Annotated in this window: 22 protein-coding genes and 1 riboswitch; of the genes, 17 read left to right on the top strand and 5 right to left on the bottom strand. The window is 72.9% G+C overall.

Going from position 1 to position 24,340, the window contains the following annotated elements; all coding sequences use genetic code 11:
- The first annotated feature begins 11 nt into the window (after window positions 1-11).
- From uvrC to Q6349_RS10205, 9 genes are all read left to right on the top strand, one after another.
- Window positions 12-2,033 carry an excinuclease ABC subunit UvrC gene (gene uvrC / locus Q6349_RS10245; protein WP_304604006.1) on the top strand — a complete coding sequence of 674 codons (2,022 nt, stop codon included), beginning with the start codon at window positions 12-14 and terminating at the stop codon, window positions 2,031-2,033.
- A gap of 16 nt (window positions 2,034-2,049) precedes the next feature.
- Window positions 2,050-2,985: an RNase adapter RapZ gene (rapZ, locus tag Q6349_RS10240; protein WP_171245694.1), complete on the top strand. Its 936-nt coding sequence runs from the start codon at window positions 2,050-2,052 to the stop codon at window positions 2,983-2,985.
- Between the two features lie 30 nt (window positions 2,986-3,015).
- On the top strand, window positions 3,016-3,975 hold the full coding sequence (yvcK, locus tag Q6349_RS10235; RefSeq protein WP_304604005.1) for a uridine diphosphate-N-acetylglucosamine-binding protein YvcK: 960 nt from the start codon (window positions 3,016-3,018) through the stop codon (window positions 3,973-3,975).
- Between the two features lie 4 nt (window positions 3,976-3,979).
- Window positions 3,980-4,960 carry a DNA-binding protein WhiA gene (gene whiA, locus Q6349_RS10230; protein ID WP_304604004.1) on the top strand — a complete coding sequence of 327 codons (981 nt, stop codon included), beginning with the start codon at window positions 3,980-3,982 and terminating at the stop codon, window positions 4,958-4,960.
- A 242-nt stretch (window positions 4,961-5,202) separates the two neighbouring features.
- Window positions 5,203-6,207: a type I glyceraldehyde-3-phosphate dehydrogenase gene (gap, locus tag Q6349_RS10225; protein WP_171245697.1), complete on the top strand. Its 1,005-nt coding sequence runs from the start codon at window positions 5,203-5,205 to the stop codon at window positions 6,205-6,207.
- A 140-nt stretch (window positions 6,208-6,347) separates the two neighbouring features.
- Window positions 6,348-7,547: a phosphoglycerate kinase gene (gene pgk / locus Q6349_RS10220; RefSeq protein WP_304604003.1), complete on the top strand. Its 1,200-nt coding sequence runs from the start codon at window positions 6,348-6,350 to the stop codon at window positions 7,545-7,547.
- 88 nt (window positions 7,548-7,635) lie between these two features.
- On the top strand, window positions 7,636-8,403 hold the full coding sequence (tpiA, locus tag Q6349_RS10215; protein ID WP_304604452.1) for a triose-phosphate isomerase: 768 nt from the start codon (window positions 7,636-7,638) through the stop codon (window positions 8,401-8,403).
- 169 nt (window positions 8,404-8,572) lie between these two features.
- Window positions 8,573-8,818, top strand: a complete 246-nt coding sequence (gene secG, locus Q6349_RS10210; protein WP_171245700.1) for a preprotein translocase subunit SecG — start codon at window positions 8,573-8,575, stop codon at window positions 8,816-8,818.
- Between the two features lie 106 nt (window positions 8,819-8,924).
- Entirely contained in the window at window positions 8,925-9,290 is a 366-nt protein-coding gene (locus Q6349_RS10205) for an RNA polymerase-binding protein RbpA (protein ID WP_171245701.1), read from the top strand.
- An 87-nt stretch (window positions 9,291-9,377) separates the two neighbouring features.
- On the opposite strand, the gene pgl is transcribed toward Q6349_RS10205, so the two are convergent.
- The 5 genes from pgl to tkt all read right to left on the bottom strand — a co-directional run bounded on the left by pgl (window position 9,378) and on the right by tkt (window position 16,030).
- Window positions 9,378-10,139, bottom strand: coding sequence for a 6-phosphogluconolactonase (gene pgl, locus Q6349_RS10200; protein WP_304604002.1), 762 nt, complete (start codon window positions 10,137-10,139; stop codon window positions 9,378-9,380).
- Window positions 10,136-11,071 carry a glucose-6-phosphate dehydrogenase assembly protein OpcA gene (gene opcA, locus Q6349_RS10195; RefSeq protein ID WP_304604001.1) on the bottom strand — a complete coding sequence of 312 codons (936 nt, stop codon included), beginning with the start codon at window positions 11,069-11,071 and terminating at the stop codon, window positions 10,136-10,138. Before opcA ends, pgl begins: the two co-directional genes overlap by 4 nt.
- A gap of 28 nt (window positions 11,072-11,099) precedes the next feature.
- Window positions 11,100-12,641: a glucose-6-phosphate dehydrogenase gene (gene zwf / locus Q6349_RS10190; protein WP_304604000.1), complete on the bottom strand. Its 1,542-nt coding sequence runs from the start codon at window positions 12,639-12,641 to the stop codon at window positions 11,100-11,102.
- A 61-nt stretch (window positions 12,642-12,702) separates the two neighbouring features.
- Window positions 12,703-13,824: a transaldolase gene (gene tal / locus Q6349_RS10185; RefSeq protein ID WP_304603999.1), complete on the bottom strand. Its 1,122-nt coding sequence runs from the start codon at window positions 13,822-13,824 to the stop codon at window positions 12,703-12,705.
- A gap of 34 nt (window positions 13,825-13,858) precedes the next feature.
- Entirely contained in the window at window positions 13,859-16,030 is a 2,172-nt protein-coding gene (gene tkt / locus Q6349_RS10180; protein ID WP_304603998.1) for a transketolase, read from the bottom strand.
- A gap of 403 nt (window positions 16,031-16,433) precedes the next feature.
- On the opposite strand from tkt, the gene Q6349_RS10175 reads away from it, so the two are divergent.
- From Q6349_RS10175 to der, 8 genes are all read left to right on the top strand, one after another.
- Window positions 16,434-17,348, top strand: a complete 915-nt coding sequence (locus tag Q6349_RS10175) for a heme o synthase (RefSeq protein WP_304604451.1) — start codon at window positions 16,434-16,436, stop codon at window positions 17,346-17,348.
- 91 nt (window positions 17,349-17,439) lie between these two features.
- Window positions 17,440-18,396, top strand: coding sequence for a site-specific tyrosine recombinase XerD (xerD, locus tag Q6349_RS10170; RefSeq protein WP_304603997.1), 957 nt, complete (start codon window positions 17,440-17,442; stop codon window positions 18,394-18,396).
- Window positions 18,397-18,505: 109 nt separating this feature from the next.
- Window positions 18,506-19,417, top strand: coding sequence for a ParA family protein (locus Q6349_RS10165; RefSeq protein WP_304603996.1), 912 nt, complete (start codon window positions 18,506-18,508; stop codon window positions 19,415-19,417).
- Complete coding sequence (locus Q6349_RS10160) at window positions 19,401-20,282, top strand: ScpA family protein (RefSeq protein ID WP_304603995.1); 882 nt, start codon at window positions 19,401-19,403, stop codon at window positions 20,280-20,282. Before Q6349_RS10165 ends, Q6349_RS10160 begins: the two co-directional genes overlap by 17 nt.
- Window positions 20,279-20,938 (top strand): SMC-Scp complex subunit ScpB, encoded by a 660-nt coding sequence (scpB, locus tag Q6349_RS10155; RefSeq protein WP_304603994.1) that lies wholly within the window; start codon window positions 20,279-20,281, stop codon window positions 20,936-20,938. The genes Q6349_RS10160 and scpB overlap by 4 nt, the downstream gene beginning before the upstream one ends.
- Window positions 20,939-20,976: 38 nt before the next feature.
- A complete protein-coding gene (locus tag Q6349_RS10150) occupies window positions 20,977-21,786 on the top strand; it encodes a pseudouridine synthase (RefSeq protein ID WP_171245711.1) in 810 nt (269 codons plus the stop codon).
- A 50-nt stretch (window positions 21,787-21,836) separates the two neighbouring features.
- Window positions 21,837-22,535 carry a (d)CMP kinase gene (cmk, locus tag Q6349_RS10145; RefSeq protein ID WP_304603993.1) on the top strand — a complete coding sequence of 233 codons (699 nt, stop codon included), beginning with the start codon at window positions 21,837-21,839 and terminating at the stop codon, window positions 22,533-22,535.
- Entirely contained in the window at window positions 22,532-24,091 is a 1,560-nt protein-coding gene (der, locus tag Q6349_RS10140) for a ribosome biogenesis GTPase Der (RefSeq protein WP_304603992.1), read from the top strand. Before cmk ends, der begins: the two co-directional genes overlap by 4 nt.
- 76 nt (window positions 24,092-24,167) lie before the next feature.
- Window positions 24,168-24,298, top strand: a riboswitch (FMN riboswitch).
- Window positions 24,299-24,340: the final 42 nt, after the last annotated feature.

Raw genomic sequence — 24,340 nt, 5'->3', positions numbered from 1 at the left:
AGTCTGGGCCCATGGCCGACCCAGCGACCTACCGCCCGCGTGCGGGCGAGATCCCGACCTCCCCGGGGGTGTACCGCTTCCGGGACCCGCACGGCCGCGTGATCTACGTCGGCAAGGCGAAGAACCTGCGTCAGCGGCTGTCGAGCTACTTCCAGGACGTCGCCAACCTGCACCACCGCACCCAGCGGATGGTGACGACCGCGGCGTCCGTCGAGTGGACGGTCGTCGGCACCGAGGTCGAGGCGCTCGCCCTGGAGTACTCGTGGATCAAGGAGTACGACCCCCGGTTCAACGTCAAGTACCGCGACGACAAGTCCTACCCCTACCTGGCCGTCACGATGGGGGAGGAGATCCCCCGGGCCCAGGTCATGCGCGGCACCAAGCGGCGCGGCACGCGCTACTTCGGCCCCTACGGCCACGCCTGGGCGATCCGCGAGACCCTCGACCTGCTGCTGCGCGTCTTCCCGGTCCGCACCTGCTCGTCGGGGGTGTACCGCCGTGCCCAGCAGTCGGGTCGCCCGTGCCTGCTCGGCTACATCGACAAGTGCTCGGCCCCGTGCGTCGGCCGGATCAGCCCGGAGGACCACCGCGACCTGGCCCGCGACCTGTGCGACTTCATGGCCGGTGACACCGGCCGGTTCGTCCGCCGCCTGGAGAAGGAGATGGCCCGGGCGGCCCAGGACCTCGAGTACGAGCAGGCCGCCCGGCTGCGGGACGACCTGGCGGCGCTGCGGCGCGTCACGGAGAAGAACGCCGTCGTGCTCTCCGACGCCACCGACGCCGACGTGTTCGCCCTGGTCGGCGACGAGCTCGAGGCCGCCGTGCAGGTGTTCCACGTCCGCGGGGGCCGCATCCGCGGGCAGCGTGGCTGGGTCGTCGAGAAGGTCGAGGACGTGACCGACGGCGAGCTCGTCGAGCACCTGCTGCAGCAGGTCTACGGCGTCGTGGACGACGTCCGCGACCGTGACCTGGAGCCGGAGCAGGCACGCGCCGCCACCCGGGACGCGGTCCCGCGCGAGGTCCTGGTCCCGGTCCTGCCGCCCGACCTGGACGAGGTGACGACCTGGTTGTCCGGGCTGCGTGGGGCCAAGGTGGACGTCCGGGTGCCCCAGCGCGGGGACAAGCGGGAGCTCGCCGCGACGGTGCGCACGAACGCCGAGCAGGCGCTGGCGCTGCACCGCACCCGACGGGCCGGGGACCTGACCACGCGCAGCCAGGCCCTCGCCGAGCTCCAGGACGCGCTCGGCCTGGACGAGGCGCCGCTGCGCATCGAGTGCTACGACGTGTCCCACACCCAGGGCAGCTACCAGTCCGCCTCGATGGTCGTCTTCGAGGACGGGCTGCCCCGCAAGAGCGAGTACCGCACCTTCTCCGTGCGCGGCCCGTCCGGGGACGGCGCCGCCGACGACACCGCGGCGATGCACGAGGTGATCAGCCGGCGCTTCAGGCGCTACCTCGCCGACCGGCACGCGTCCGGGGAGGCCGACGGCTCCGGCCCGGTCGGTGCCGAGACTGACCCCGAGGAGCGCCGACGGTTCGCCTACCCGCCCAACCTCGTGGTCGTCGACGGCGGCCCGCCCCAGGTGGCGGCCGCGGCCCGGGCCCTGGAGGAGCTGGGGGTGACCGACGTGGCGCTGTGCGGTCTGGCCAAGCGGCTCGAGGAGGTCTGGGTGCCCGGCGACGACTACCCGGTGATCCTCGAGCGCGCCTCCCAGGGGCTCTACCTGCTGCAACGCGTGCGCGACGAGGCCCACCGGTTCGCGATCGCGCAGCACCGCAAGCGCCGCAGCAAGGGGATGGTGTCCTCGGTGCTGGACGAGGTGCCCGGGCTCGGTCCGGCGCGGCAGCAGGCGCTGCTGGACGCCTTCGGGTCGGTCAAGCGCCTGCGGGCCGCCACCGTCGAGCAGGTCGCCGAGGTCAAGGGGATGGGACCGGCGACCGCCCGCGCGGTCGTCGAGGCCCTGGCCGGCGGTGCCGCCGACGCCACGCCGCCGTCCGCGGCGGAGAGTCCGGACGCCGCACCGGTGTCATGACTGGCATGCTGTGTCCATGAGCGAACCGTCGCCCATCACCGTCCCGCAGGGCATCCCCGAGATCGAGGCCGCGACCCCGGCGCCGAAGCGCGCCGACCCGGAGGTGCTGATCATCACCGGCATGTCCGGCGCCGGGCGCACCCGGGCCGCCGGAGTCCTGGAGGACCTGGACTGGTTCGTCGTGGACAACCTGCCGCCGATGATGATCGTGCCGCTGGTGGACATGATGACCAAGGCCGGTTCGTCCGTGGAGCGTCTGGCGGTCGTCGTCGACGTCCGGGGCCGGGAGTACTTCGGCGAGCTCGCCCAGGCGCTGCAGCACCTCCACGACAGCGGCGTGACGCACCGGATCCTCTTCCTCGACGCCCGTGACGACGTGCTCGTGCGCCGCTACGAGAGCGTGCGGCGGCCGCACCCGCTCCAGGGCGACGGCCGCATCCTCGACGGTATCGAGGCCGAGCGCCGGATCCTGGCCTCGCTGGCCGAACGCGCCGACGTCGTCGTGGACACCTCCGAGCTGTCGGTGCACGACCTGGCCAAGGAGGTCCGCGACACGGTGGCGGCGGGCGCCGCCGACTCGCTCCGGGTGAACGTCGTGGCGTTCGGCTTCAAGTACGGCCTGCCGCTGGACGCCGACCACGTCGTGGACGTGCGCTTCCTGGCGAACCCGTACTGGATCACCGAGCTGCGCCACCTGACCGGTCAGGACGAGGCGGTGCGCCAGTACGTGCTCGGCCGCCCCGGCGCGAAGGAGTTCATCGACCGCTACGTCGCCGCCCTGGAACCGGTGCTGGCGGGCTACCTGGCCGAGGAGAAGCGCTACGTGACGATCGCCGTGGGCTGCACAGGTGGCAAGCACCGGTCGGTCGCGATCGCCGGGGAGATCGCCGACCGCCTGCGACGGGACGGTCAGCGGGTGACGGTCACGACCCGTGACCTCGGGAAGGAGTAGACCCTGTCCTCCACGACGCACGGTCGGCCGGTGACGACCGACCGCGAGGAGTCGTCCGGCGGCCCCGCGGTGACGGCGCTCGGCGGGGGGCACGGACTCTCGGCGAGCCTGGGTGCGCTGCGGCTGCTGACCGAACGCCTGACGGCGGTGGTGACGGTGGCCGACGACGGCGGGTCCTCCGGCCGGTTGCGCCAGGAGCTCGGCGTCGTGCCACCGGGCGATCTCCGGATGGCGCTCGCGGCCCTGTGCGACGACTCCGAGTGGGGCCGCACCTGGAGCGGGCTGCTCCAGCACCGGTTCGCCTCCGACGGTGAGCTCGACGGGCACGCGATGGGCAACCTGCTCATCGCGGCGCTGTGGCAGCGCCTGGGGAACACCGTGGAGGGCCTGGACTGGGTGGGCCGGCTGCTCGGTGCGCGGGGCCGCGTGCTGCCCATGTCGTCGGTGCCGCTCGTGGTCGAGGCCGACGTCTCCGACGGCGACGTGTGCTCCACGGTCGTCGGCCAGAGCCGGGTCGCCGTCACGGACGCGCTGGTCGAACAGCTCCGGCTCGTCCCCTCCGACCCTCCGGCCTGCCCGGAGGCCGTCCGTGCGGTGCTGGACGCCGACTGGGTCGTCATGGGGCCGGGCTCCTGGTACTCCTCGGTGCTCGTGCACCTGCTGGTGCCCGAGCTCGCCGCGGCCCTGCACAGGACCACGGCCCGGCGCTGCGTGACGCTGAACCTCAGCGCCGAGCGCGGCGAGACCCACGGGCTGTCGGCCTCGCAGCATCTCGAGGCCCTGAGCAAGCACGCCCCGGGTCTGCGCGTGGACGCGGTGCTGGCCGACCCGTCCCAGGTGGACGACCGCGGCGACCTGGAGCGGACGGCCGCCGACCTGGGTGCCCGCCTGGTGATCAGGCAGGTCGGCCGGGGTGACGGCACCTCGCGGCACGACCCGTTGCGGCTGGCCGCGGCCTACCACGACGTCTTCGAGGGCGTGGCAGGATGACGCCATGGCGCTCACGGCAGAGGTGAAGGACGAGCTGGTACGACACCGGGTGACGCGGACGTCGTGCCGCAAGGCCGAGGTGTCGGCGATGCTCCGGTTCTCCGGAGGTCTGCACATCATCTCCGGCCGGGTCGTCATCGAGGCGGAGCTCGACGGCGAGATGGTGGCGGCGCGGCTGCGCCGGGCGATCGTGGACCTCTACGGACACCAGAGCGAGCTCATCGTGGTCAAGGCGGGCGGCCTGCGCAAGAACGACCGGTTCGTGGTCCGGGTGGTGCGCGACGGCGAGTCCCTGGCGCGCCAGACGGGTCTGCTCGACGCGCGGGGCCGTCCGGTCCGCGGTCTGGCGCCCGAGGTCGTCTCCAGCGGGACCGACGAGGCCGAGGCCGTCTGGCGGGGAGCGTTCCTCGCGCACGGCTCGCTGACCGAGCCGGGCCGGTCGATGGCGCTCGAGGTCACCTGTCCCGGCCCGGAGGCCGCGCTCGCCCTGGTGGGTGCCGCGCGGCGCCTGGGCATCCAGGCGAAGTCCCGCGAGGTCCGCGGCATCGACCGGGTCGTGGTGCGCGACGGCGAGGCGATCGGGGAGATGCTGCGGCGCATGGGAGCGCCCGCGACCCGGGACGTGTGGGAGGACCGCCGCGCCCGACGGGAGGTCCGGGGGACGGCCAACCGGCTGGCGAACTTCGACGACGCGAACCTGCGACGTTCCGCCCGGGCGGCGGTGGCGGCCGGGGCCCGGGTGGAGCGTGCCTTCGAGATCCTCGGCGACGAGGTGCCCGACCACCTGCGCCAGGCCGGCGAGCTGCGGCTGTCGCACAAGCAGGCCTCGCTGGAGGAGCTGGGCCGGCTCGCGGAGCCCCAGCTCTCCAAGGACGCGGTGGCGGGCCGTATCCGCCGGCTGCTGTCCACGGCGGACAAGCGCGCCATGGAGCTGGGCATCCCCGACACCGAGGCCGGGCTGAGCGCGGACCTGCTGGACCTGTGACGCCGGCCAGGTGGTCGGCCCACCTGTCTCACGCTGCACCGAGGTCGGCGTCCGGCAACGGATGGGTATAGGCTCGGAGCCGTCAGGTGACGACGGTGTGACCCTGGAACTGTGCTCCTGGGACGACGCGTCGCGGGACCCCCGGGGTGGCACCGAACTCATCAGCGCGCCATGTGCGCGCCAGTGATTGGCATCTACCGTGTGCGCCGGTCCAGATCCGGCGCGCCCTGAGGAGGGCTAACGTGACCATCCGCGTCGGCATCAACGGCTTCGGCCGCATCGGACGTAACTACTACCGGGCTCTCGTGGAGTCGGGTGCAGACATCGAGGTCGTCGGCGTCAACGACCTCACCGACAACAAGACGCTCGCCCACCTGCTCAAGTACGACACCGTGCTGGGCCGGTTCGGCAAGACGGTCGAGTTCGACGACGACCACATCATCGTCGGCGGCACCAAGATCCGTGCTCTGGCGGAGCGCGACCCGGCGAACCTGCCGTGGGGCGAGCTGGGTGCGGACATCGTCATCGAGTCCACCGGCTTCTTCACCGACGCCACCAAGGCGAAGGCGCACATCGACGGCGGCGCGAAGAAGGTCATCATCTCCGCCCCGGCGAAGAACGAGGACGCGACCTTCGTCATGGGCGTCAACAGCGACCAGTACGACCCGGCCGCGCACCACGTGATCTCGAACGCCTCGTGCACGACGAACTGCCTCGCGCCGCTGGCCAAGGCCCTCAACGACTCGATCGGCATCGAGCGTGGCCTCATGACCACGATCCACGCCTACACCGGTGACCAGAACCTCCAGGACGGTCCGCACAAGGACCTGCGTCGTGCCCGTGCGGCCGCGCAGAACATCGTGCCGACCACGACGGGCGCCGCCAAGGCCGTCGCCCTGGTCCTGCCGGAGCTCAAGGGCAAGCTGGACGGCTACGCGCTGCGCGTGCCCACGATCACCGGTTCGGCGACCGACCTCACCTTCGAGACCCCCAAGGAGGTCTCGGTCGAGGAGGTCAACGCCGCGGTCAAGGCTGCCGCCGAGGGCCCGCTCAAGGGTGTGCTGTCCTACGTCGAGGACGACATCGTCTCCTCGGACATCGTCACGGACCCGCACCAGAGCATCTTCGACGCCAAGCTCACCAAGGTGATCGGCAACCAGGTCAAGGTCGTCTCCTGGTACGACAACGAGTGGGGCTACTCCAACTCGCTCGTCTCGCTGACCGAGCTGGTCGGCGGGAAGCTCTGACGAGCCGCACCACCCCGAGGTGACCACGACGTCCGCGGGTGCGCGGCCCGCCGTCCCAGGACGGCCGGGCCCGCGGACCCGCGGACGTCGTCGTGTCACCACCCTCCTCCCGACCCCCGACCTGATCACGAGGTGAGCTCATGAAGACGATCGATTCGCTCGGCGACCTGCGCGGCCGGCGCGTCCTGGTCCGTTCCGACTTCAACGTGCCGCTGGACGGCACGACCATCACCGACGACGGCCGCATCCGTGCCGCGCTCCCGACGCTGAAGCGCCTGGTCGACGCCGGTGCGCGCGTGGTCGTCATGGCCCACCTGGGCCGTCCCCAGGGCGCGCCGGACCCGGCGTTCTCCCTCGCTCCCGTGGCCGCGCGGCTCGGGGAGCTGCTCGGCCAGGACGTCGCCCTGGCGGGCGACCTGGTCGGGGAGTCCGCCCGGTCGACCGTGGAGGGCCTGGCCGACGGCCAGGTCGCGCTGCTCGAGAACGTCCGCTTCGACGCGCGCGAGACCTCCAAGGTCGACGCCGAGCGCCAGGAGCTGGCCGGCGAGCTGGCCGAGCTGGGTGACGCCTTCGTCTCCGACGGCTTCGGGGTCGTGCACCGCAAGCAGGCGTCGGTCTACGACATCGCCGAGCGCCTGCCGGCCGGCGCCGGCGAGCTCGTCCTCACCGAGGTGGAGTCGCTCTCCCGCGCCACGACGGACCCGGAGCGTCCGTACGCGGTCGTGCTCGGCGGGTCCAAGGTGTCGGACAAGCTGGGCGTCATCGCGAACCTGCTGACGAAGGCCGACCGGCTGCTCATCGGCGGCGGCATGGTGTTCACCTTCCTCGCGGCCCAGGGGCACTCGGTCGGTTCCTCGCTGCTGGAGAGCGACCAGATCGACACGGTCAAGGAGTACCTGGCCCAGGCGGAGGCCAACGGCGTCGAGATCGTGCTGCCGACCGACATCGTGGCGGCCGACTCGTTCGCGGCCGACGCGCCGCACGTCACGGTGGAGGCCGATGCGATCCCGGACGGCAAGATGGGCCTGGACATCGGCCCGGCGTCGGGCGAGCTGTTCGCCGCCAAGCTGGCGGACGCCCGGACCATCGCCTGGAACGGCCCGATGGGCGTCTTCGAGTTCGAGGCGTTCTCCGGCGGCACCCGCGCGGTGGCGCAGGGGATCGTGGACGCGACCGCACAGGGCGCGTTCTCGATCGTCGGGGGCGGTGACTCGGCGGCCGCCGTGCGCAAGCTCGGTTTCGACGAGGCCGGCTTCAGCCACATCTCCACCGGCGGCGGCGCGAGCCTCGAGCTTCTCGAGGGCAAGCAGCTGCCCGGTCTGACCGTCCTGGCCGACTGAACCGCGTCGACCTCCTGGCGGCGCGAGCCGCCCGACCCCATCCGCACGACAGAAGGACACGACTGTGGCCACGAACCGCACGCCGCTGATGGCGGGCAACTGGAAGATGAACCTGGACCACGCCGAGGCGATCGCCGCGGTCCAGAAGCTCGCCTGGACCCTCAAGGACGCCGGGCACGACTACTCCGCGGTGGAGGTGGCGGTGCTCGCGCCGTTCACCGACCTGCGGTCGGTGCAGACGCTCGTCGACGCCGACAAGCTGGACGTGCGCTACGGCGCCCAGGACCTCTCCCCGCACGAGAAGGGCGCCTACACGGGTGACGTGTCGGGTCCGATGCTCAAGCGCCTTGGGTGCACGTACGTGGCGATCGGCCACTCCGAGCGCCGCGAGCACCACGGCGAGGACGACGCGCTCGTCAACGCCAAGGTCAAGGCGGCCTTCGCCCAGCAGATCACCCCCGTGCTGTGCGTCGGCGAGGGGCTGGACGTGCGCGAGGCGGGCGACCAGGTCTCGTACACCCTGGCGCAGGTCGACGCGGCCCTCGAGGGTGTCCCGGCCGAGCAGGCGAAGGACGTCGTCGTCGCCTACGAGCCGGTGTGGGCGATCGGCACCGGCAAGGTCGCCACGCCGGAGGACGCCCAGGAGGTCTGCGGTGCCATCCGCGGCCGGCTCGCGGAGCTGTACGACGCCGAGCTCGCCGGCGGCGTGCGCGTGCTGTACGGCGGCTCGGTGAAGTCGGGCAACGTCGCGCAGATCATGGCCCAGCCGGACGTCGACGGCGCGCTCGTCGGCGGTGCCAGCCTGGACGCCGAGGAGTTCGCCAAGATCGTGCGGTACCAGTCGCACGTCGCCTGACCCGCCGGCACGGGACCGTGGGTCCTGTGCGGGCCGCGCCTCCCGTGGCGGTCGTGCCCCGGTCAAGACCGGGGTTCGCCACGGGAGGCGTTCGTCACCTAGTCTTGACCGCGCCGGGCAATCCCGGCGCCGACAGCCCGCCGAGAGGCGGCCGAGAGCCGAGGACACGATGTTCGCAGCGTTGACGATCTTCCTGAACGTGCTGCTGGTGCTCACCAGCGCCTTCCTGATCCTGCTCATCCTCATGCACAAGGGGAAGGGCGGGGGACTGTCCGACATGTTCGGGGGCGGGATCTCCAGCGGGGCGGGCAGCTCCGGCGTGGCCGAGCGCAACCTGAACCGCATCACGGTGGGTATCGCCGTCGTGTGGTCGGTGGTCGTGGTCCTGCTCGGGGTCGCCACGCGCGTGAGCTGACGGTCGGACCGCCGGGGGAGCGGCGCCGGGCGGGTACGGGGGTGCCGCCGGGCACGAGGATCGTCCGCGGGGATCGGCCCCGCAGACTCGAAGGTGAGGACGACACGTGGCATCTGCCGGACATGCCATCCGCGGTTCGCGGGTCGGCGCAGGACCGATGGGAGAGCAGGAGCGCGGCGTCCCCGCGCCCCGGAACCAGGTCTCGTACTGGTGCCTCAACGGGCACGAGACGCGACCGAGCTTCGCGGCGCTGGAGGACATCGAGCCGCCGGAGCAGTGGGACTGCCCCCGCTGCGGGTTCCCGGCGGGTCAGGACCCCGCGAACCCGCCGGCGCCGTTGCGCAACGAGCCCTACAAGACGCACCTGGCCTACGTGAAGGAGCGCCGGTCGGACGAGGACGGGGCGGCGCTGCTCGAGGAGGCGCTGGAGACCCTTCGCGCCCGCCGGGAGACGAGCGCGTCACGGAACTGACGACCGCCCGCGGCGCGGTCGTCGCCGCTGACAAGCGGCGGGCGGGTCCGGCGACGTGACCGTTCGCCGATCCCGCCCGCCTGCCCGTCAGCCGCGCGCGGAGGCCGCCGCGGCGTCGAGCAGCCACAGCGTGCGGTGGTGTCCCACGGCACGCACGGCGGGGACCTGGGTCATCGGGCCGTCGGCCAGCGCCGCCGCGGCCTGCTCCGCCTTCTCGCTGCCGGCGGCGACGACCCAGACCTCCTCGGCCCGGCCGATCGCGGCGAAGGTCAGCGACACCCGCTCGGCGGGCGGCTTGGGCGAGCCGTGGACGCCGACCGTGTACCCGGGCGCCTCGAGGGCGTGGTGCTCCGGGAACAGCGAGGCGACGTGCCCGTCGGGTCCCATGCCGAGCAGCAGCACGTCGAAGTGCGGGGTCCCGTCCTCCTCGGCGTGGGCGGCGAGCTCGGCCGCGTAGGCGGTCGCGGCGTCCTCCGGCGTGGCGGCCTCGCCGGGCCCGTCGCCGCGGGCGGGGACGGCGTGGACGTTCTCCTCGCGCAGCCCGCTGCTCGCCACGAGGTCGTCGAGCAGCGCCTCGCGCGCCTGCGTCTCGTTGCGGTCGGCGTCCCCGGCCGGCAGGAACCTCTCGTCGCCCCACCACACGTGCACGCCGGACCAGTCCACGGCCGCCCGCAGCGGGCTGGCCGCCGCGGCGCGGAGCGTCTGGATGCCGACGGTGCCGCCGGTGAGGACGACGTGCGCCGGGCGGCGCACCGACTGGACGTCCAGCAGGCGGGTGAGCAGCCGCGCCGCGGCGGCCTCCGCCAGGACGTCGGGGTCGGGGTGGACGACGACGAGTCGGGTGCTCATGCTGCGGTCTCCTCCGTGGTCTCGACCTGGTCCAGAGCGTGCAGCACCTGGCCGTAGACCTCGTCCGGGTCGAGGCGCCGCAGCTCTTCGATGAGTGCCTCGGACAGCGACCGGATCGGCAGGGCGACCCGCCGCTCCGGTGTGCCCGGCTGGGTGATCGTCACGACACCGCCGTCCGGACGGTCCAGGACGATCGGGCCGCTCTCGCGTTCCAGCACCACGCGGGTGATGGCGTGGTCGTCGCCGGTGTGCACCACGTTCGCGGGGCACTGCAGCTTGGCGCCGAGCCACGACGCCAGCAGGTCCAGGGACGTGTGCTGACGCTGGCCCTCGACGCGTACCGCCGTCACGGGCTCGTACGGCGGCTGGTCGACGGCGGCGGCGATGAGGCCGCGCCACAGGGTGACGCGGGCCCAGGCGAGGTCGGTGTCACCCTCGGTGAACGACGCGGCGAGGCGACCCAGCATGTCGCAGGGGTCGTCGGCCGTCGTGGTGTCGGTGATGCGACGCTGCGCCATGGCGCCCAGCGGGTCCTCGGCCGGGGCGTCGGGGCCGCCGGCCGGCCACCACACGACGATGGGGGCGTCGGGCAGCAGCAGCGGCATCACCAGGGTGTCGGGGTGTTCGCGCAGGGTGGTGGAGCACCGCAGCACGATCACCTCCGACGCCCCGGCGTCCCCGCCGACGCGGATCTCGGCGTCGACCCGGCCGTCGTGGCCGGGGGCCTCCAGCGGTGCGATGACCACCACGCGGCAGGGGTGCTCGTGGCTGGCCTCGTTGGCGGCCTCGACGGCGGACTCGATGTCCACCTCCTCGGCGACGACGACGAGGGTGAGCACACGGCCCAGCGCGACCGCGCCGCCCTCCTCGCGCAGGCTGTCGAGCCGCTTGCCGACCGCGTTCGTGCTGGTGTCCGGCATGTCGATGATCATCGGTTCGCTCCTTGGTCCGGCCGGCAGGTCAGGGTCGACGCCACGTGCGCCCGTCGCGGGCCATCATGGCGTCGGCCGACGGCGGCCCCCACGACCCGGCGGGGTAGGTGTCGGGCTTGCCCTGGCCCGCCCAGTGCTCGATCACCGGGTCGAGGATCTTCCAGGAGAGCTCGACCTCCTCGCGGGTGGGGAACAGCGGCGGGTCCCCGAGGAGGACGTCGAGGATGAGTCGCTCGTAGGCCTCGGGGGAGGACTCGGTGAAGGCGTGGCCGTAGCCGAAGTCCATCGTGACGTCGCGGACCTCCATGGCCGTGCCGGGCACCTTCGCGCCGAACCGGAGGGTCACGCCCTCGTCGGGCTGGACGCGGATCACGAGCGCGTTGGACCCCAGGTCCGAGGTCAGCGAGGACTCGAACGGCAGGTGCGGCGCCTTCTTGAACACCACCGCGACCTCGGTCACCCGGCGGCCGAGACGCTTGCCGGTGCGCAGGTAGAACGGCACGCCGGCCCACCGGCGGTTGTCGATGTCCAGACGGACCGCCGCGTAGGTCTCGGTCGTGGACTCGGGGTTGAACCCCTCCTCCTCGAGGAACCCGCGGACCTTCTCCCCGCCCTGCCAGGCGGAGGCGTACTGGCCCCGGGCGGTGTGCTGGGACAGGTCCTGCGGCAGCCGGACCGAGGACAGGGCCTTGATCTTCTCGGCCCGCAGCGCCCCCGCGTCGAAGTTCACCGGCTCCTCCATGGCCACCAGGGCCAGGAGCTGCAGCAGGTGGTTCTGGATGACGTCGCGGGCCGCGCCGACCCCGTCGTAGTAGCCGGCCCGGCCGCCGATGCCGATGTCCTCGGCCATCGTGATCTGCACGTGGTCGACGTAGTTGGAGCTCCACAGCGGCTCGAAGAGCTGGTTGGCGAACCGCAGCGCCAGGATGTTCTGGACCGTCTCCTTGCCCAGGTAGTGGTCGATGCGGAACACCGACTCCTGCTCGAACACCTGGGAGACGACCGACTCGAGCTCCTGGGCGGAGGCCAGGTCGTGACCGAACGGCTTCTCGATCACCACCCGACGCCAGGCGTCCTCGGCGGACTCGGACAGCCCGGACCGGGACAGCTGCTCGCACACGAGGGGGAACGCGCTGGGCGGGACCGACAGATAGAACGCGTGGTTGCCGCCGGTACCCCGTTCGGCGTCGAGCGACTCGACCGTCCGGCGCAGCTCCTCGAACGCCTCGGGGTCGTCGAAGCTGCCCTGCACGAACCGGATGCCCTCGGAGAGCTGTCGCCAGGTGTCCTCACGGAACGGCGTGCGGGCGTGCTCCTTGACGGCGTCGTGCACGATCTGGGCGAAGTCCTCGTCCTCCCAGTCGCGGCGGGCGAACCCGGTCAGCGCGAAGCCGGGCGGCAGCAGGCCCCGGTTGGCGAGGTCGTACACGGCCGGCATGAGCTTCTTGCGCGACAGGTCGCCGGTGACGCCGAAGATCACGAGCCCGCACGGGCCGGCGATCCGGGGAAGTCTGAGGTCGAGCGGATCGCGCAGCGGGTTGTGCTCAGCGGTGATCTTGGCGGGTCTCACGGTGTCCCGTCCCTCTCGTGGGCCGATGGTGCGGTGGGGGCGCGGTGGCGGCGCGACGGGGTCAGGAGCCCGCCGCGTCCAGTCCGGTCTTGGTGGTGGTGAGCAGCTCGTCCCAGCTCTTCTCGAACTTGGTCACGCCCTCGGCCTCCAGCTGCGCGGTCACCTCGTCCATGGAGACGCCCTGGGCCTCGATGGCGGCGATCGTCGCGGCGGCGGCGTCAGCGGTCCCGGTGACCGTGTCCTCCGGGATCTCGCCGTGGTCCGCCACGGCGTCGAGGGTCGCCTGCGGCATGGTGTTCACCACGCCGGGCGCCACGAGCTCGGTGACGTAGAGGGTGTCCGGGTAGTCGGGGTTCTTCACCCCGGTCGAGGCCCACAGCGGTCGCTGGGGGTGGGCGCCGGCCTGGCGCAGCGCCGTCCACCGGCCGGTGGAGTCCGCCTCGAAGACCTCCTGGTAGGCGGCGTAGGCGAGGCGGGCGTTGGCGATCGCGGCGGTGCCCTGCAGCGCCCGCGCCTCGTCGGTGCCGACCCGCTCCAGGGCGTCGTCGACCGCGGAGTCGACCCGGGAGACGAAGAACGAGGCGACCGAGCCGATGACCGACAGGTCGTGACCGTTCTCGCGGGCCTGCTCCAGCCCGGCGAGGAAGGCGTCCATGACGGCGCGGTAGCGCTCGATGGAGAAGATGAGGGTGACGTTGACGCTGATCCCGGCGGCGAGGGTCTCGGTGATGGCCGGCAGCCCCTCGACGGTGGCGGGGATCTTGATCAACACGTTGGGACGGTCGACCGTGCGCCACAACCGCTTCGCCGTGTCGACCGTCGCGGCGGTGTCCCGCGCCAGGCGGGGGTCCACCTCGATCGAGACCCGGCCGTCGACCGTGCCGGTGCGGTCGTAGACGCCCCGCAGCACGTCGGCGGCGGCGCGCACGTCGTCGGTCGTGATCCGCTCGACGGCGGCCTCGACGTCGGTGCCCGCGAGGTCGGCGAGGGCAGCGTCGTAGGCGTCGCCTTCGGACAGCGCGCCGGCGAAGATCGTGGGGTTGGTCGTCACGCCGACCACGTCGTGGGAGTCGACGAGCCCGGCGAGGTTGCCGGTGTCGAGCCGCTCGCGCGACAGGTCGTCGAGCCAGATCGAGACCCCGGCGGCGGAGAGTCGTTCGGTGGGTCGGTTCGTCTCGGGCACGTGCTTCTCCTCGGTCGTGTCGCTGTCGCAGCTCTCATCGTGACCGACGGCGGGGGGGGGGGCGCGCCCCCCCCCCCCCCCGCGGTGGGTGGGTGCCCGCGCCGGGGCGGGCGCCCCGCGACTCGCGCGCGGCCGTGGCCACGGCGTCGGCCGTGATGCCGAACTCGCGGTAGAGCGTCTGGTAGTCCGCGGACGCGCCGTAGTGCTCGAGCGAGACGGACCGGCCGGCGTCGCCGACGATCCCGCGCCAGCTCAGCGCGATGCCGGCCTCCACCGAGACCCGGGCCCGGACCGCGGCGGGCAGCACCGACTCGCGGTACTCGGCGTCCTGACGGTCGAACCACTCGAGGCTCGGCATCGACACCACGCGGGCGGCGATCCCGTCGGCGGCGAGCTGCTCGCGCGCCTCGACGGCGAGCTGGACCTCTGACCCGGTGCCCACGAGGATCACGTCCGGCGTGCCGTCGGTGTCCAGGAGCGTGTAGCCGCCGCGGAGCGTGCCCTCGGCCGCCGCGAAGCCGTCCTCGCCCCGCGGGAAGGTCGGCACGCCCTGCCGGGTGAGCACGAGTCCGGCCGGGTTCGAGGTGTTCTCGAGGATGCCTCGCCAGGCCCAGGAGGTCTCGTTCGCGTCCGCCGGGCGGACGACGTCCAGGCCCGGGATGGCGCGCAGGGCGGCGAGGTGCTCGACGGGCTGGTGGGTGGGGCCGTCCTCTCCCAGGCCGATGGAGTCGTGGGTCCACACGAACGTCGAGGGGATCTCCATGAGCGCGGACAGGCGGACCGCGGCCCGCATGTAGTCCGAGAACTGCAGGAACGTCCCGCCGTAGGGGCGCGTCAGGCCGTGCAGCACGATCCCGTTGAGGATCGCGCCCATGGCGTGCTCGCGGATGCCGAAGTGCAGCGTGCGGCCCTGCGGGTTGCCCGGGAACTTCTTCGTCGCGTGCTCGAACGGGATGAAGGACGGCTCGCCGTCCATCGTGGTGTTGTTGGAGCCGGCGAGGTCGGCGGACCCGCCCCACAGCTCGGGCAGCACGTCGGCCAGCGCCGACAGCACCTTGCCGGAGGCGGCGCGGGTGGCGACGCCCTTCTCCGACGCCTCGAACTCGGGCAGGGCGTCCGTCCAGCCGGCGGGCAGCTCGCGGGCGCTGAGCCGCTCCAGCAGCTCGGCCCCCGAGGGGTTGGCGGTCTTCCAGGCCTCGAACGCGGTGTCCCACGCGGCCCGGCCGGAGCTGTGGCGCTCGGCGACGGACCGGGTGTGCTTGAGCACGTCGTCGTCGATGGTGAAGGTCGCCTCGGGGTCGAGGCCCAGCGCCTTCTTCAGGCCTGCGACCTCCTCGGCGCCGAGCGCGGAGCCGTGGATCCCGCCCGTGTTCTGCTTCGTGGGGGAGGGCCAGCCGATGATCGTGCGCAGCGCGATGATCGACGGCTTGCCGGTCTCGTTCTTCGCGGCGTCCAGGGCGGCGGCCAGCGCGTCGGTGTCCTCGGCGTAGCCGGTGCCGCCGTCGGTCCAGTCCACGCGCTGCGTGTGCCAGCCGTAGGCCGCGTAGCGGGCCAGCACGTCCTCGGTGAACGCGATCTCGGTGTCGTCCTCGATCGAGATCTTGTTGTCGTCCCAGATCACCACGAGGTTGCCTAGCTGCTGGGTGCCGGCCAGGGACGAGGCCTCGGAGGTGACACCCTCCTGCAGGTCGCCGTCGGAGGCGATGACGTACACGTGGTGGTCGAAGGGCGAGGTGCCGGGGGCGGCCTCGGGGTCGAGCAGCGCCCGCTCGCGGCGCGAGGCGTAGGCCATGCCGACGGCGGAGGCGAGACCCTGGCCCAGCGGGCCGGTGGTGATCTCCACGCCCGGGGTGTGGCCGTACTCGGGGTGGCCCGGGGTCTGGGAGTTGAACGTGCGCAGCGCGGCGAGGTCGTCCATCTCCATGCCGTACCCGGCCAGGAACAGCTGCAGGTACAGCGTGAGCGACGAGTGCCCGGCCGAGAGCACGAACCGGTCGCGGCCCACCCAGGTGGGGTCGGTGGGGTCGTGCCGCATCGTCTTCTGGAACAGCAGGTACGCGGCCGGGGCCAGCGACATGGCCGTGCCGGGGTGACCGCTGCCGCACTTCTCCACGGCGTCGGCGGCCAGAGCCTTGATGGACTTGACGGCCCGCTCGTCCAGGTCGTTCCACTCGAGGGGGGCCGGTGCGGGATCGAACGCGTTCACGAATGCCTCTTTCCTGCCCGAGGCGCTGCCCCGGGTTGCTCTGCTGTACCGGTGCCGGGCGCGGCGGCTCCACCCCTCAGGAGGCGGGGGCCTGGCGCCGTGCGCAGCGGTCGACCCGGTGCGCACGACGGCACCGATGCCCTGCGTTGTGCGTCTCCACACTAGCGGGGAGTGCCGTGGGCCGCGTTCGGCGCCGCCGACCGTCCCACCATGTGAGCGCCCCGGCGACACGCACCGCGCGGCCGGAGGAATCTCACAGGTCACCCGCACCCCGCGGGGGCGACCGACCTCCGCGTGGCGCGTACGATGGGACCGCCCGGAACACCCTCGCGAACGGAACACTGCGCGCGTGAGCACCATCAGCCGCCCGACGGACTCCTCGTCGACCCCGACACGCGCTGCCGTGCACGGGTCGGCCACGCGGCGCTCGGCCGGCTGGCGTGACCGGGTGGGCGCCTACGTCGCCCTGACCAAGCCCCGCATCATCGAGCTGCTGCTCGTGACCACGGTGCCCACGATGATCCTCGCCGAGGGCGGGCTGCCCGACCTCTGGCTCGTCGTGGCGACGCTGGTCGGCGGGGCGCTCGCGGCCGGCTCGGCCAACGCGTTCAACTGCTACCTCGACCGCGACATCGACGAGATGATGAACCGCACCAAGCGGCGTCCGCTCGTCACGGGGGAGATCCGCCCGCGCAACGCGCTGATCTTCGCCACGGCGCTCGGCGTGGTGGCCCTGGTCTGGTTCGCCTGGCTCGTCAACGTCGCCGCCGCCTGGCTGACCTTCGCGGCGATCGCGATCTACGTCGTCGGCTACACGATGATCCTCAAGCGCCGCACCCCGCAGAACATCGTGTGGGGTGGCATCGCCGGATGCATGCCGGTGTTCATCGGCTGGGCGGCCGTCACCGGCGGGCTCAGCTGGGCGGCCGTGGCGCTGTTCGGCGTCATCTTCTTCTGGACGCCCCCGCACTACTGGCCGCTGTCGGTGAAGTTCAAGCAGGACTACGCCACCGCCGGGGTGCCGATGCTCCCCGTCGTGGCCACCGACCGCCGGGTCGCCGGCGAGATGCTCGGTCACACGATCGCGATGATCCTCTCCTCGCTGGCGCTCGTGCCGCTGGCCGGGATGACCTGGGTGTACACCGTGGTCGCGGTCGGGCTGGGCGGATGGTTCCTCTGGTTGACGGTCGCCATGCTGCGCAAGGCCCAGGGCCGGACCCGCAACGGCCCCGGGGCGATGAAGGTGTTCCACGCCTCCATCACCTACCTGACCCTGCTCTTCGTGGCCGTCGCGGTCGACGTGTTCCTGCCGTTCTGACCGCCGGCGCCCGACGAGCGCCTCGACGGGGTGCTCGACGCGCTGCCCGGGCTGCCGCTCGACGACCGTTGCCCGGGGGCATGATGGCCGGGTGACCTCGACGCCCACGGACCTGCCCGCCGCCCTCGAGTCGGGGCTGCGCGACTACCTCGCCCACCTCCGGGTCGAACGCGGGCTGTCCACCAACACCGTGCAGGCCTACCGCCGGGACCTGACCCGGTACGCGGACTTCCTCGGCGTCCGCGGCCGGACCGCACCGGCCGAGGTCACCGAGGCGGACGTCGAGGCCTATCTCGACGCCGTGCGGGCGGGGGACGACGGCGGGCGTCCCCTGTCGGCGTCCTCCACGGCGCGGGCCCTGGCGGCGCTGCGGGGCTGGCACCGGTTCGCCCTCGCCGAGGGCGACGCCGACACGGACCCGAGCGCCGACGTCGCGGCACCCACCAAGACGCGTCGGCTGCCGCACGCCCTGAGCGTCGACGCCGTGGCCCGCCTCCTGGCCGCGGCCTCGGCGGGCGACGGGGCCACCGGTCTGCGGGACCGGGCGCTGCTGGAGCTGCTGTACTCCACGGGAGGGCGCATCAGCGAGGTGGTCGGGCTCGACGTCGACGACGTCGGGACCGAGGACGCCGTGCGTCTGTTCGGCAAGGGCGGCAAGGAGCGCGTCGTGCCCGTCGGGTCGTACGCCCGCGACGCGATCGACGCCTACCTGGTCCGTGCCCGGCCGGCACTGGTCGAGGCGGGGTCCGTGCGCGGCCGGAGCACCCCGGCGCTGTTCCTCAACGCCCGCGGCACCCGGCTCTCGAGGCAGAGCGCGTGGGCCGTGCTGCAGCGCGCGGCGGACCGGGCCGGGATCGCGGAGCACGTGTCGCCGCACACCCTGCGCCACTCCTTCGCCACCCACCTGCTGGCCGGAGGAGCGGACGTGCGGGTGGTGCAGGAGCTGCTCGGGCACGCCTCGGTCACCACGACGCAGATCTACACGATGGTCACCCCGGAGGCGCTGCGCGAGGTCTACGCCGCGGCCCACCCGCGGGCGCTCGGGTGACCGGCCGTGCCCCCGCGGTTCCGCGCGGCGCGCCGCGCGAGCGCCCGGTCCGGGCCCGTGGCGCGGTGTAGCGTGACAGCGTGACCGAGGCACCCGGGGGAGTGAGACGATGACGCAGCCGGCGACTGCCGAGAACACCCTGCCCGGGATCCCGGGTACCGCGGCGAACGAGGACGGTCCGCCCACGGACGTCGTCGGCCGCCCGCTGCCCGAGTTCCCCGTCCCCGCACCGCGGGACTCGCACGGTCCGGCCCGGATCGTGGCGATGTGCAACCAGAAGGGCGGCGTGGGCAAGACGACCACGACCATCAATCTCGGAGCCACGCTGGCCGAGTACGGCCGCAAGGTGCTCCTGGTGGACTTCGACCCCCAGGGCGCCGCGTCCGTCGGCGTGGGTGTCAGCCCGCACGAGCTGGAGCTCAGCGTCTACAACCTCGTCATGGAACGTGACGTGACCCTCGAGGACGTCGTCCGTCCCACGGCGATCGAGGGGCTCGACGTCGTACCGGCGAACATCGACCTGTCCGCCGCCGAGGTCCAGCTCGTCGGCGAGGTTGCGCGCGAGTCCGTCCTCTCCCGCGCGCTGCGCCCGGCGCTGGACGTCTACGACGTCGTGCTCATCGACTGCCAGCCCTCCCTGGGGCTGCTCACCGTCAACGCGCTGACCGCCGCCGACGGCGTCCTCATCCCGCTGGAGTGCGAGTTCTTCGCCCTGCGGGGCGTCGCGCTGCTCGTGGAGACGATCGACAAGGTGCGCGACCGGCTCAACCCGGACCTCGCCGTGGACGGCATCCTGGCCACCATGTACGACGCGCGCACCCTGCACTCGCGCGAGGTCGTCCAGCGGGTCCACGAGGCGTTCGGAGACACGCTGCTGCACACCGTCATCGGTCGGACCGTGAAGTTCCCCGACGCCTCGGTGGCCGCCGAGCCCATCACCTCGCACGCGCCGTCCCACGCCGGCGCGGCGGCCTACCGGCACCTGGCCCGTGAGCTCGTCGCTCGTGGCAGCGCCACCTGAGCGGACCCCGGCGGAGGCACCTGCGGGACAGGCCCGCGCCGGGGCGTTCGAGGTCCATCTCGACAACTTCGACGGGCCGTTCGACCTGCTGCTGTCCCTGATCAACGCCCGTGAGCTGGACCTGACCGAGGTGGCGCTGGCGGAGGTGACGGACGACTTCGTCGCCCACCTGCGCGCCGCCGAGTCCGCCGCCCGCGACGCCGCCGACCGCGGCGAGCAGCACCCCTCGTGGGACCTGGGGGCGGCGAGCGAGTTCCTCGTCGTGGCGGCCACGCTGCTGGACCTCAAGGCGGCCCGGCTGCTGCCCGGTGTCGTCGAGGAGGACGCCGAGGACCTCGAGCTGCTGGAGGCCCGCGACCTGCTGTTCGCCCGTCTCCTGCAGTACCGGGCGTACAAGGAGATCTCGGCCGTGTTCGCCGACCGCCTCGCCGACACCGGCCGCCGGGTGCCCCGGTCGGTCCCGATGGAGGAGCACCTGACCGCGATGCTCCCCGACCTCGTGTGGACCCTCGACGGCGACCGGCTGGCCGAGCTCGCCGCGCGGGCGCTCGAACCCAAGGTCCCGCCGGTGGTGGGCCTGAGCCATCTGCACGGCGCCGCCGTGAGCGTGCGCGAGGAGGCGCTCCTGGTCGCCGACCAGCTGCGGCGCGAGGGGACGGCGACGTTCCGCGCCCTGACCACAGGGGTGGAACGCCTCGTGGTCGTGGCGCGTTTCCTGGCGCTGCTGGAGCTGTTCCGCAGCGGCCAGGTGGGCTTCGAGCAGGTCACCGCCCTGGGAGAGCTGACCGTGCGGTGGACCGGCGGGGCCGACGACGACGTGGGCGACGTCGAGGAGTTCGACGGCGCCGTGGAAGGAGCAGCATGAGCGAGCACGTTCCCGCGACCGCAGGGACAGCGGTCGCCCCGGGCCCGGCGGCGTCGGGAGACAGTCCGGCACCGGTCGACGTCGACGACCTGCCCGGGGGTCTGCCGGCCGCCCTGGAGGCGATCCTCATGGTCGCCGAGTCGCCGGTCCCCGCCGAACGTCTCGCCGCGGCCGTCGCCCGTCCCACGGTCGAGGTGCACGCGGCGCTGGCGGCGCTCGCCGAGGAGTACCAGGGGGCCGACGGGGCCCGGCCGCGGGGTTTCGAGCTGCGCCGCGGGGCCGAGGGCTGGCGCATCTACTCCCATCGCGACCTGACCGACGTCGTCGCGCGGTTCGTGCTCGAGGGCCAGTCCTCCCGGCTGAGCCAGGCCGCCCTGGAGACCCTCGCCGTCGTGGCCTACCGACAGCCCGTCACCCGGGGCCAGGTCTCGGCGGTGCGCGGGGTGAACGTCGACGGGGTGGTGCGCACCCTGCTGGCACGCAACCTGGTGGCGGAGGTCGGGCAGGACCCGACCACCGGCGCGGTGCTGTTCGGCACCACCGGGGAGTTCCTGGACCGGATGGGCTGGACCTCGCTCGACGAGCTGCCGCCGCTGGCGCCGCACCTGCCCGGCGTGGAGGCGCTCGGCGGCCTGGAGGGCCTCGGCATCGACTGAGGTCGGCCCCGCTCCGGCGTACTGCGACAATAGGGGCCATGCCCACCTCACGCCGCGGCGGGAGCCGCCGCTCCTCGCGCCGCCACGCCCCCGCGAACCCGCCCGTCGACGTCCACGTGCCCGACGGCGTCCGGCTGCAGAAGGTTCTCGCCCAGGCCGGCGTCGGCTCACGACGCGCCTGCGAGCAGCTCATCGCCCAGGGGCGGGTCGAGGTCGACGGCCAGGTCGTGGCCGAGCTCGGCGTGCGCGTCGACCCGGCCACCGCGGTCGTGCACGTCGACGGCCTGCGCGTCCAGCTCGACGAGTCCAAGATCACCGTGGCCGTCAACAAGCCGCTCGGCATGCTCTCCTCGATGAGCGACCCCGAGGGCCGGCCCACGGTGGCAGAGCTCGTGCAGGACCGCCCGGAGCGGCTCTTCCACGTGGGCCGCCTGGACGCCGACTCCGAGGGCCTGCTGCTGCTGACCAACGACGGCGAGCTCGGCAACCGGCTGTCGCACCCGAGCTACGAGATCCCGAAGACCTACCTCGTCACGGTCGAGGGCGCCGAGTTCTACCCGCGCCACGCCAAGGAGCTGACCGCGGGCGTGGAGCTCGACGACGGCCCGGCCCGCATGGACAAGGTCCGGGTCGTGGACTCCGTGCCCGGCCGCACCATGATCGAGGTGGTCCTGCACGAGGGTCGCAACCGGATCGTGCGCCGGATGTTCGACGCGATCGGCTTCCCGGTCACCCGCCTCGTGCGCACCCGGATCGGCCCGATCACGCTCGGCGACCTCAAGGCCGGCCGCACGCGCGTGCTCGGCCGCACCGAGCTCGGCACCCTGATGCGTGCCGTGGACCTCTGAGTCCACCCCCGAACGATCTGCCCCGTCCCCCGACAAGAGAGCGAACACCTGTGGTCACCATCGCCGTCGACGGCCCGTCCGGTTCCGGCAAGTCCAGCGTCTCCAAGGCCGTCGCGAGCCGCCTCGGCCTGGCCTACCTCGACACCGGCGCCATGTACCGGGCCGCCACCCTGTGGTGCGTGCGCACCGACGTGGCCCTCGGTGACGCCGACGCCGTGGCCCGGGCCGTGCGCGACATGCCGCTGGAGATGGGCGTCGACCCGGCCGCCCCCGGCGTCGTGCTGGACGGCGACGACGTCGCCGCCGCGATCCGCACCACCGAGGTGTCCTCGGCCGTGTCGCAGGTCGCGACCAACCTCGAGGTCCGCGCCGAGATGAAGCGCCGTCAGCGGGCCATCATCGACGTCGAGGCGACCGACGGGTTCTCCGGCGGCCGCGGCATCGTCGCCGAGGGGCGCGACATCACCACCGTCGTGGCCCCGGACGCCGACGCGCGCATCTTGCTGACGGCCAGCGAGGAGGCCCGGCTGCGTCGGCGTTCCCTGGAGGTGCACGGAGCCGCCGACGCCGCGGCCGTCGACGCCACGCGTGACCAGGTGCTGCGCCGCGACCGCGACGACTCGACCGTGAGCCAGTTCCTCACCGCCGCCGACGGCGTGGTGACGGTGGACTCCAGCGAGCTGGACCTGGACCAGACCGTCGCCGCGGTCCTCACGGCCGTCGAGCGCCTGGGACAATGGCAGGCATGAGCACTCCCGCCGACGGTCCCGAGCCCCTGCCCGCTGACTCCGTCGACACCACGGACGCGCCGGTCGACACCGCCGAGGTCCTGGTCGAGGACCACGGAGCCCTCGTCACCCGCTTCGACGACGACGAGGCCCGCGAGCGCGCGCTGCGCGCCGGTCTCGAGGACTTCGAGCTCGACGAGGCCGACCGCGAGCTGCTGGAGACCGGGTGGGAGGACCTCGAGGCCGCACCGGCCGAGGCGCCGCTGCCGGTGCTGGCCGTCGTCGGCCGGCCGAACGTCGGCAAGTCGACCCTCGTCAACCGGATCCTGGGTCGCCGCGAGGCCGTCGTCGAGGACACGCCCGGGGTCACCCGCGACCGCGTGACCTACGCCGCCGAGTGGGCGGGCAAGGACTTCACGCTGGTGGACACCGGCGGCTGGGAGGTCGACGTCGCGGGCATGGAGTCCAAGGTGGCCGAGCAGGCCGAGGTCGCCATCGACCTCGCCGACGCGGTCGTCTTCGTCGTGGACGCCCAGGTGGGTGCCACGGCCACCGACGAGCGCGTCGTGGAGCTGCTGCGCCGCTCGGGCAAGCCGGTGATCCTGTGCGCCAACAAGGTCGACGGGCCGTCCGGCGAGGCCGACGCCGCCTACCTCTGGTCGCTGGGTCTCGGCGAGCCGATGCCGGTCTCGGCCCTGCACGGTCGGGGTCTGGGCGAGATGCTCGACGCCGTCCTGGAGGTGCTGCCGGACGAGTCCGCCCGCGGCGAGCTGCGTCCCGAGGGCCCGCGCCGGGTCGCCCTGGTGGGGCGCCCGAACGTCGGCAAGTCCTCGCTGCTCAACAAGCTGGCCGGCGCCGAGCGCGTCGTCGTGGACGAGACCGCGGGGACGACCCGTGACCCGGTGGACGAGCTGGTCGAGATCAAGGGCATCCCGTACTGGTTCGTCGACACCGCGGGCATCCGTCGGCGGGTGCACCAGACCCGCGGGGCCGACTTCTACGCGTCGCTGCGCACCCAGGCCGCCATCGAGAAGGCCGAGATCGCCGTCGTCCTCATCGACTCCTCGACGCCGCTCACCGAGCAGGACCTGCGGGTCATCTCCCAGACGGTCGACGCCGGCCGCGCCCTGGTCATCGCCTACAACAAGTGGGACCTGATGGACGAGGACCGCCGGCACTTCCTCGAGCGGGAGATCGACAAGGAGCTCGTGCAGGTCACGTGGGCGCCGCGCGTCAACGTCTCGGCGCGCACCGGCTGGCACACCGACCGGCTGGTCCGGGCGCTGGAGACGTCGCTCGCGTCCTGGGACACCCGGATCCCGACCGGGCGCCTGAACGGGTTCCTCGGCGAGCTGGTCTCGGCGCACCCGCACCCGGTGCGCGGGGGCAAGCAGCCCCGCATCCTGTTCGCCACCCAGGCGTCCACCCGGCCGCCCCGGTTCGTCATCTTCGCCACCGGCTTCATCGAGGCCGGCTACCGCCGGTTCATCGAGCGCCGGCTGCGTGAGGAGTTCGGGTTCGAGGGCTCGCCGATCCGGATCAGCGTCCGGGTGCGGGAGAAGCGCCGCCGGCGCTGACCGGCGGGGCAGCTGTGACGTGCGTCGTACGTCCGCGGGGCGCGGTGCGATAGTCTCGTGGTGAACGAGCAACAGCTCGCGTGCTCTGGGGTCGGTGAAACTCCGAACCGGCGGTAACAGTCCGCGACCCGGTCACAGCCAGTGACCGGTTGACCAGGTGGAACTCCTGGACCGACGGTCAAAGTCCGGATGGGAAGACGCACGCGACGGCACCGCTCGCTCGCCGACGGCGTGGCACGTCCACGCCCC

The sequence above is a fragment of the Isoptericola sp. 178 genome (assembly GCF_030586525.1).
Lineage (GTDB): Bacteria > Actinomycetota > Actinomycetes > Actinomycetales > Cellulomonadaceae > Isoptericola > Isoptericola sediminis.
This window is presented reverse-complemented; position numbering and strand designations above follow the sequence as displayed.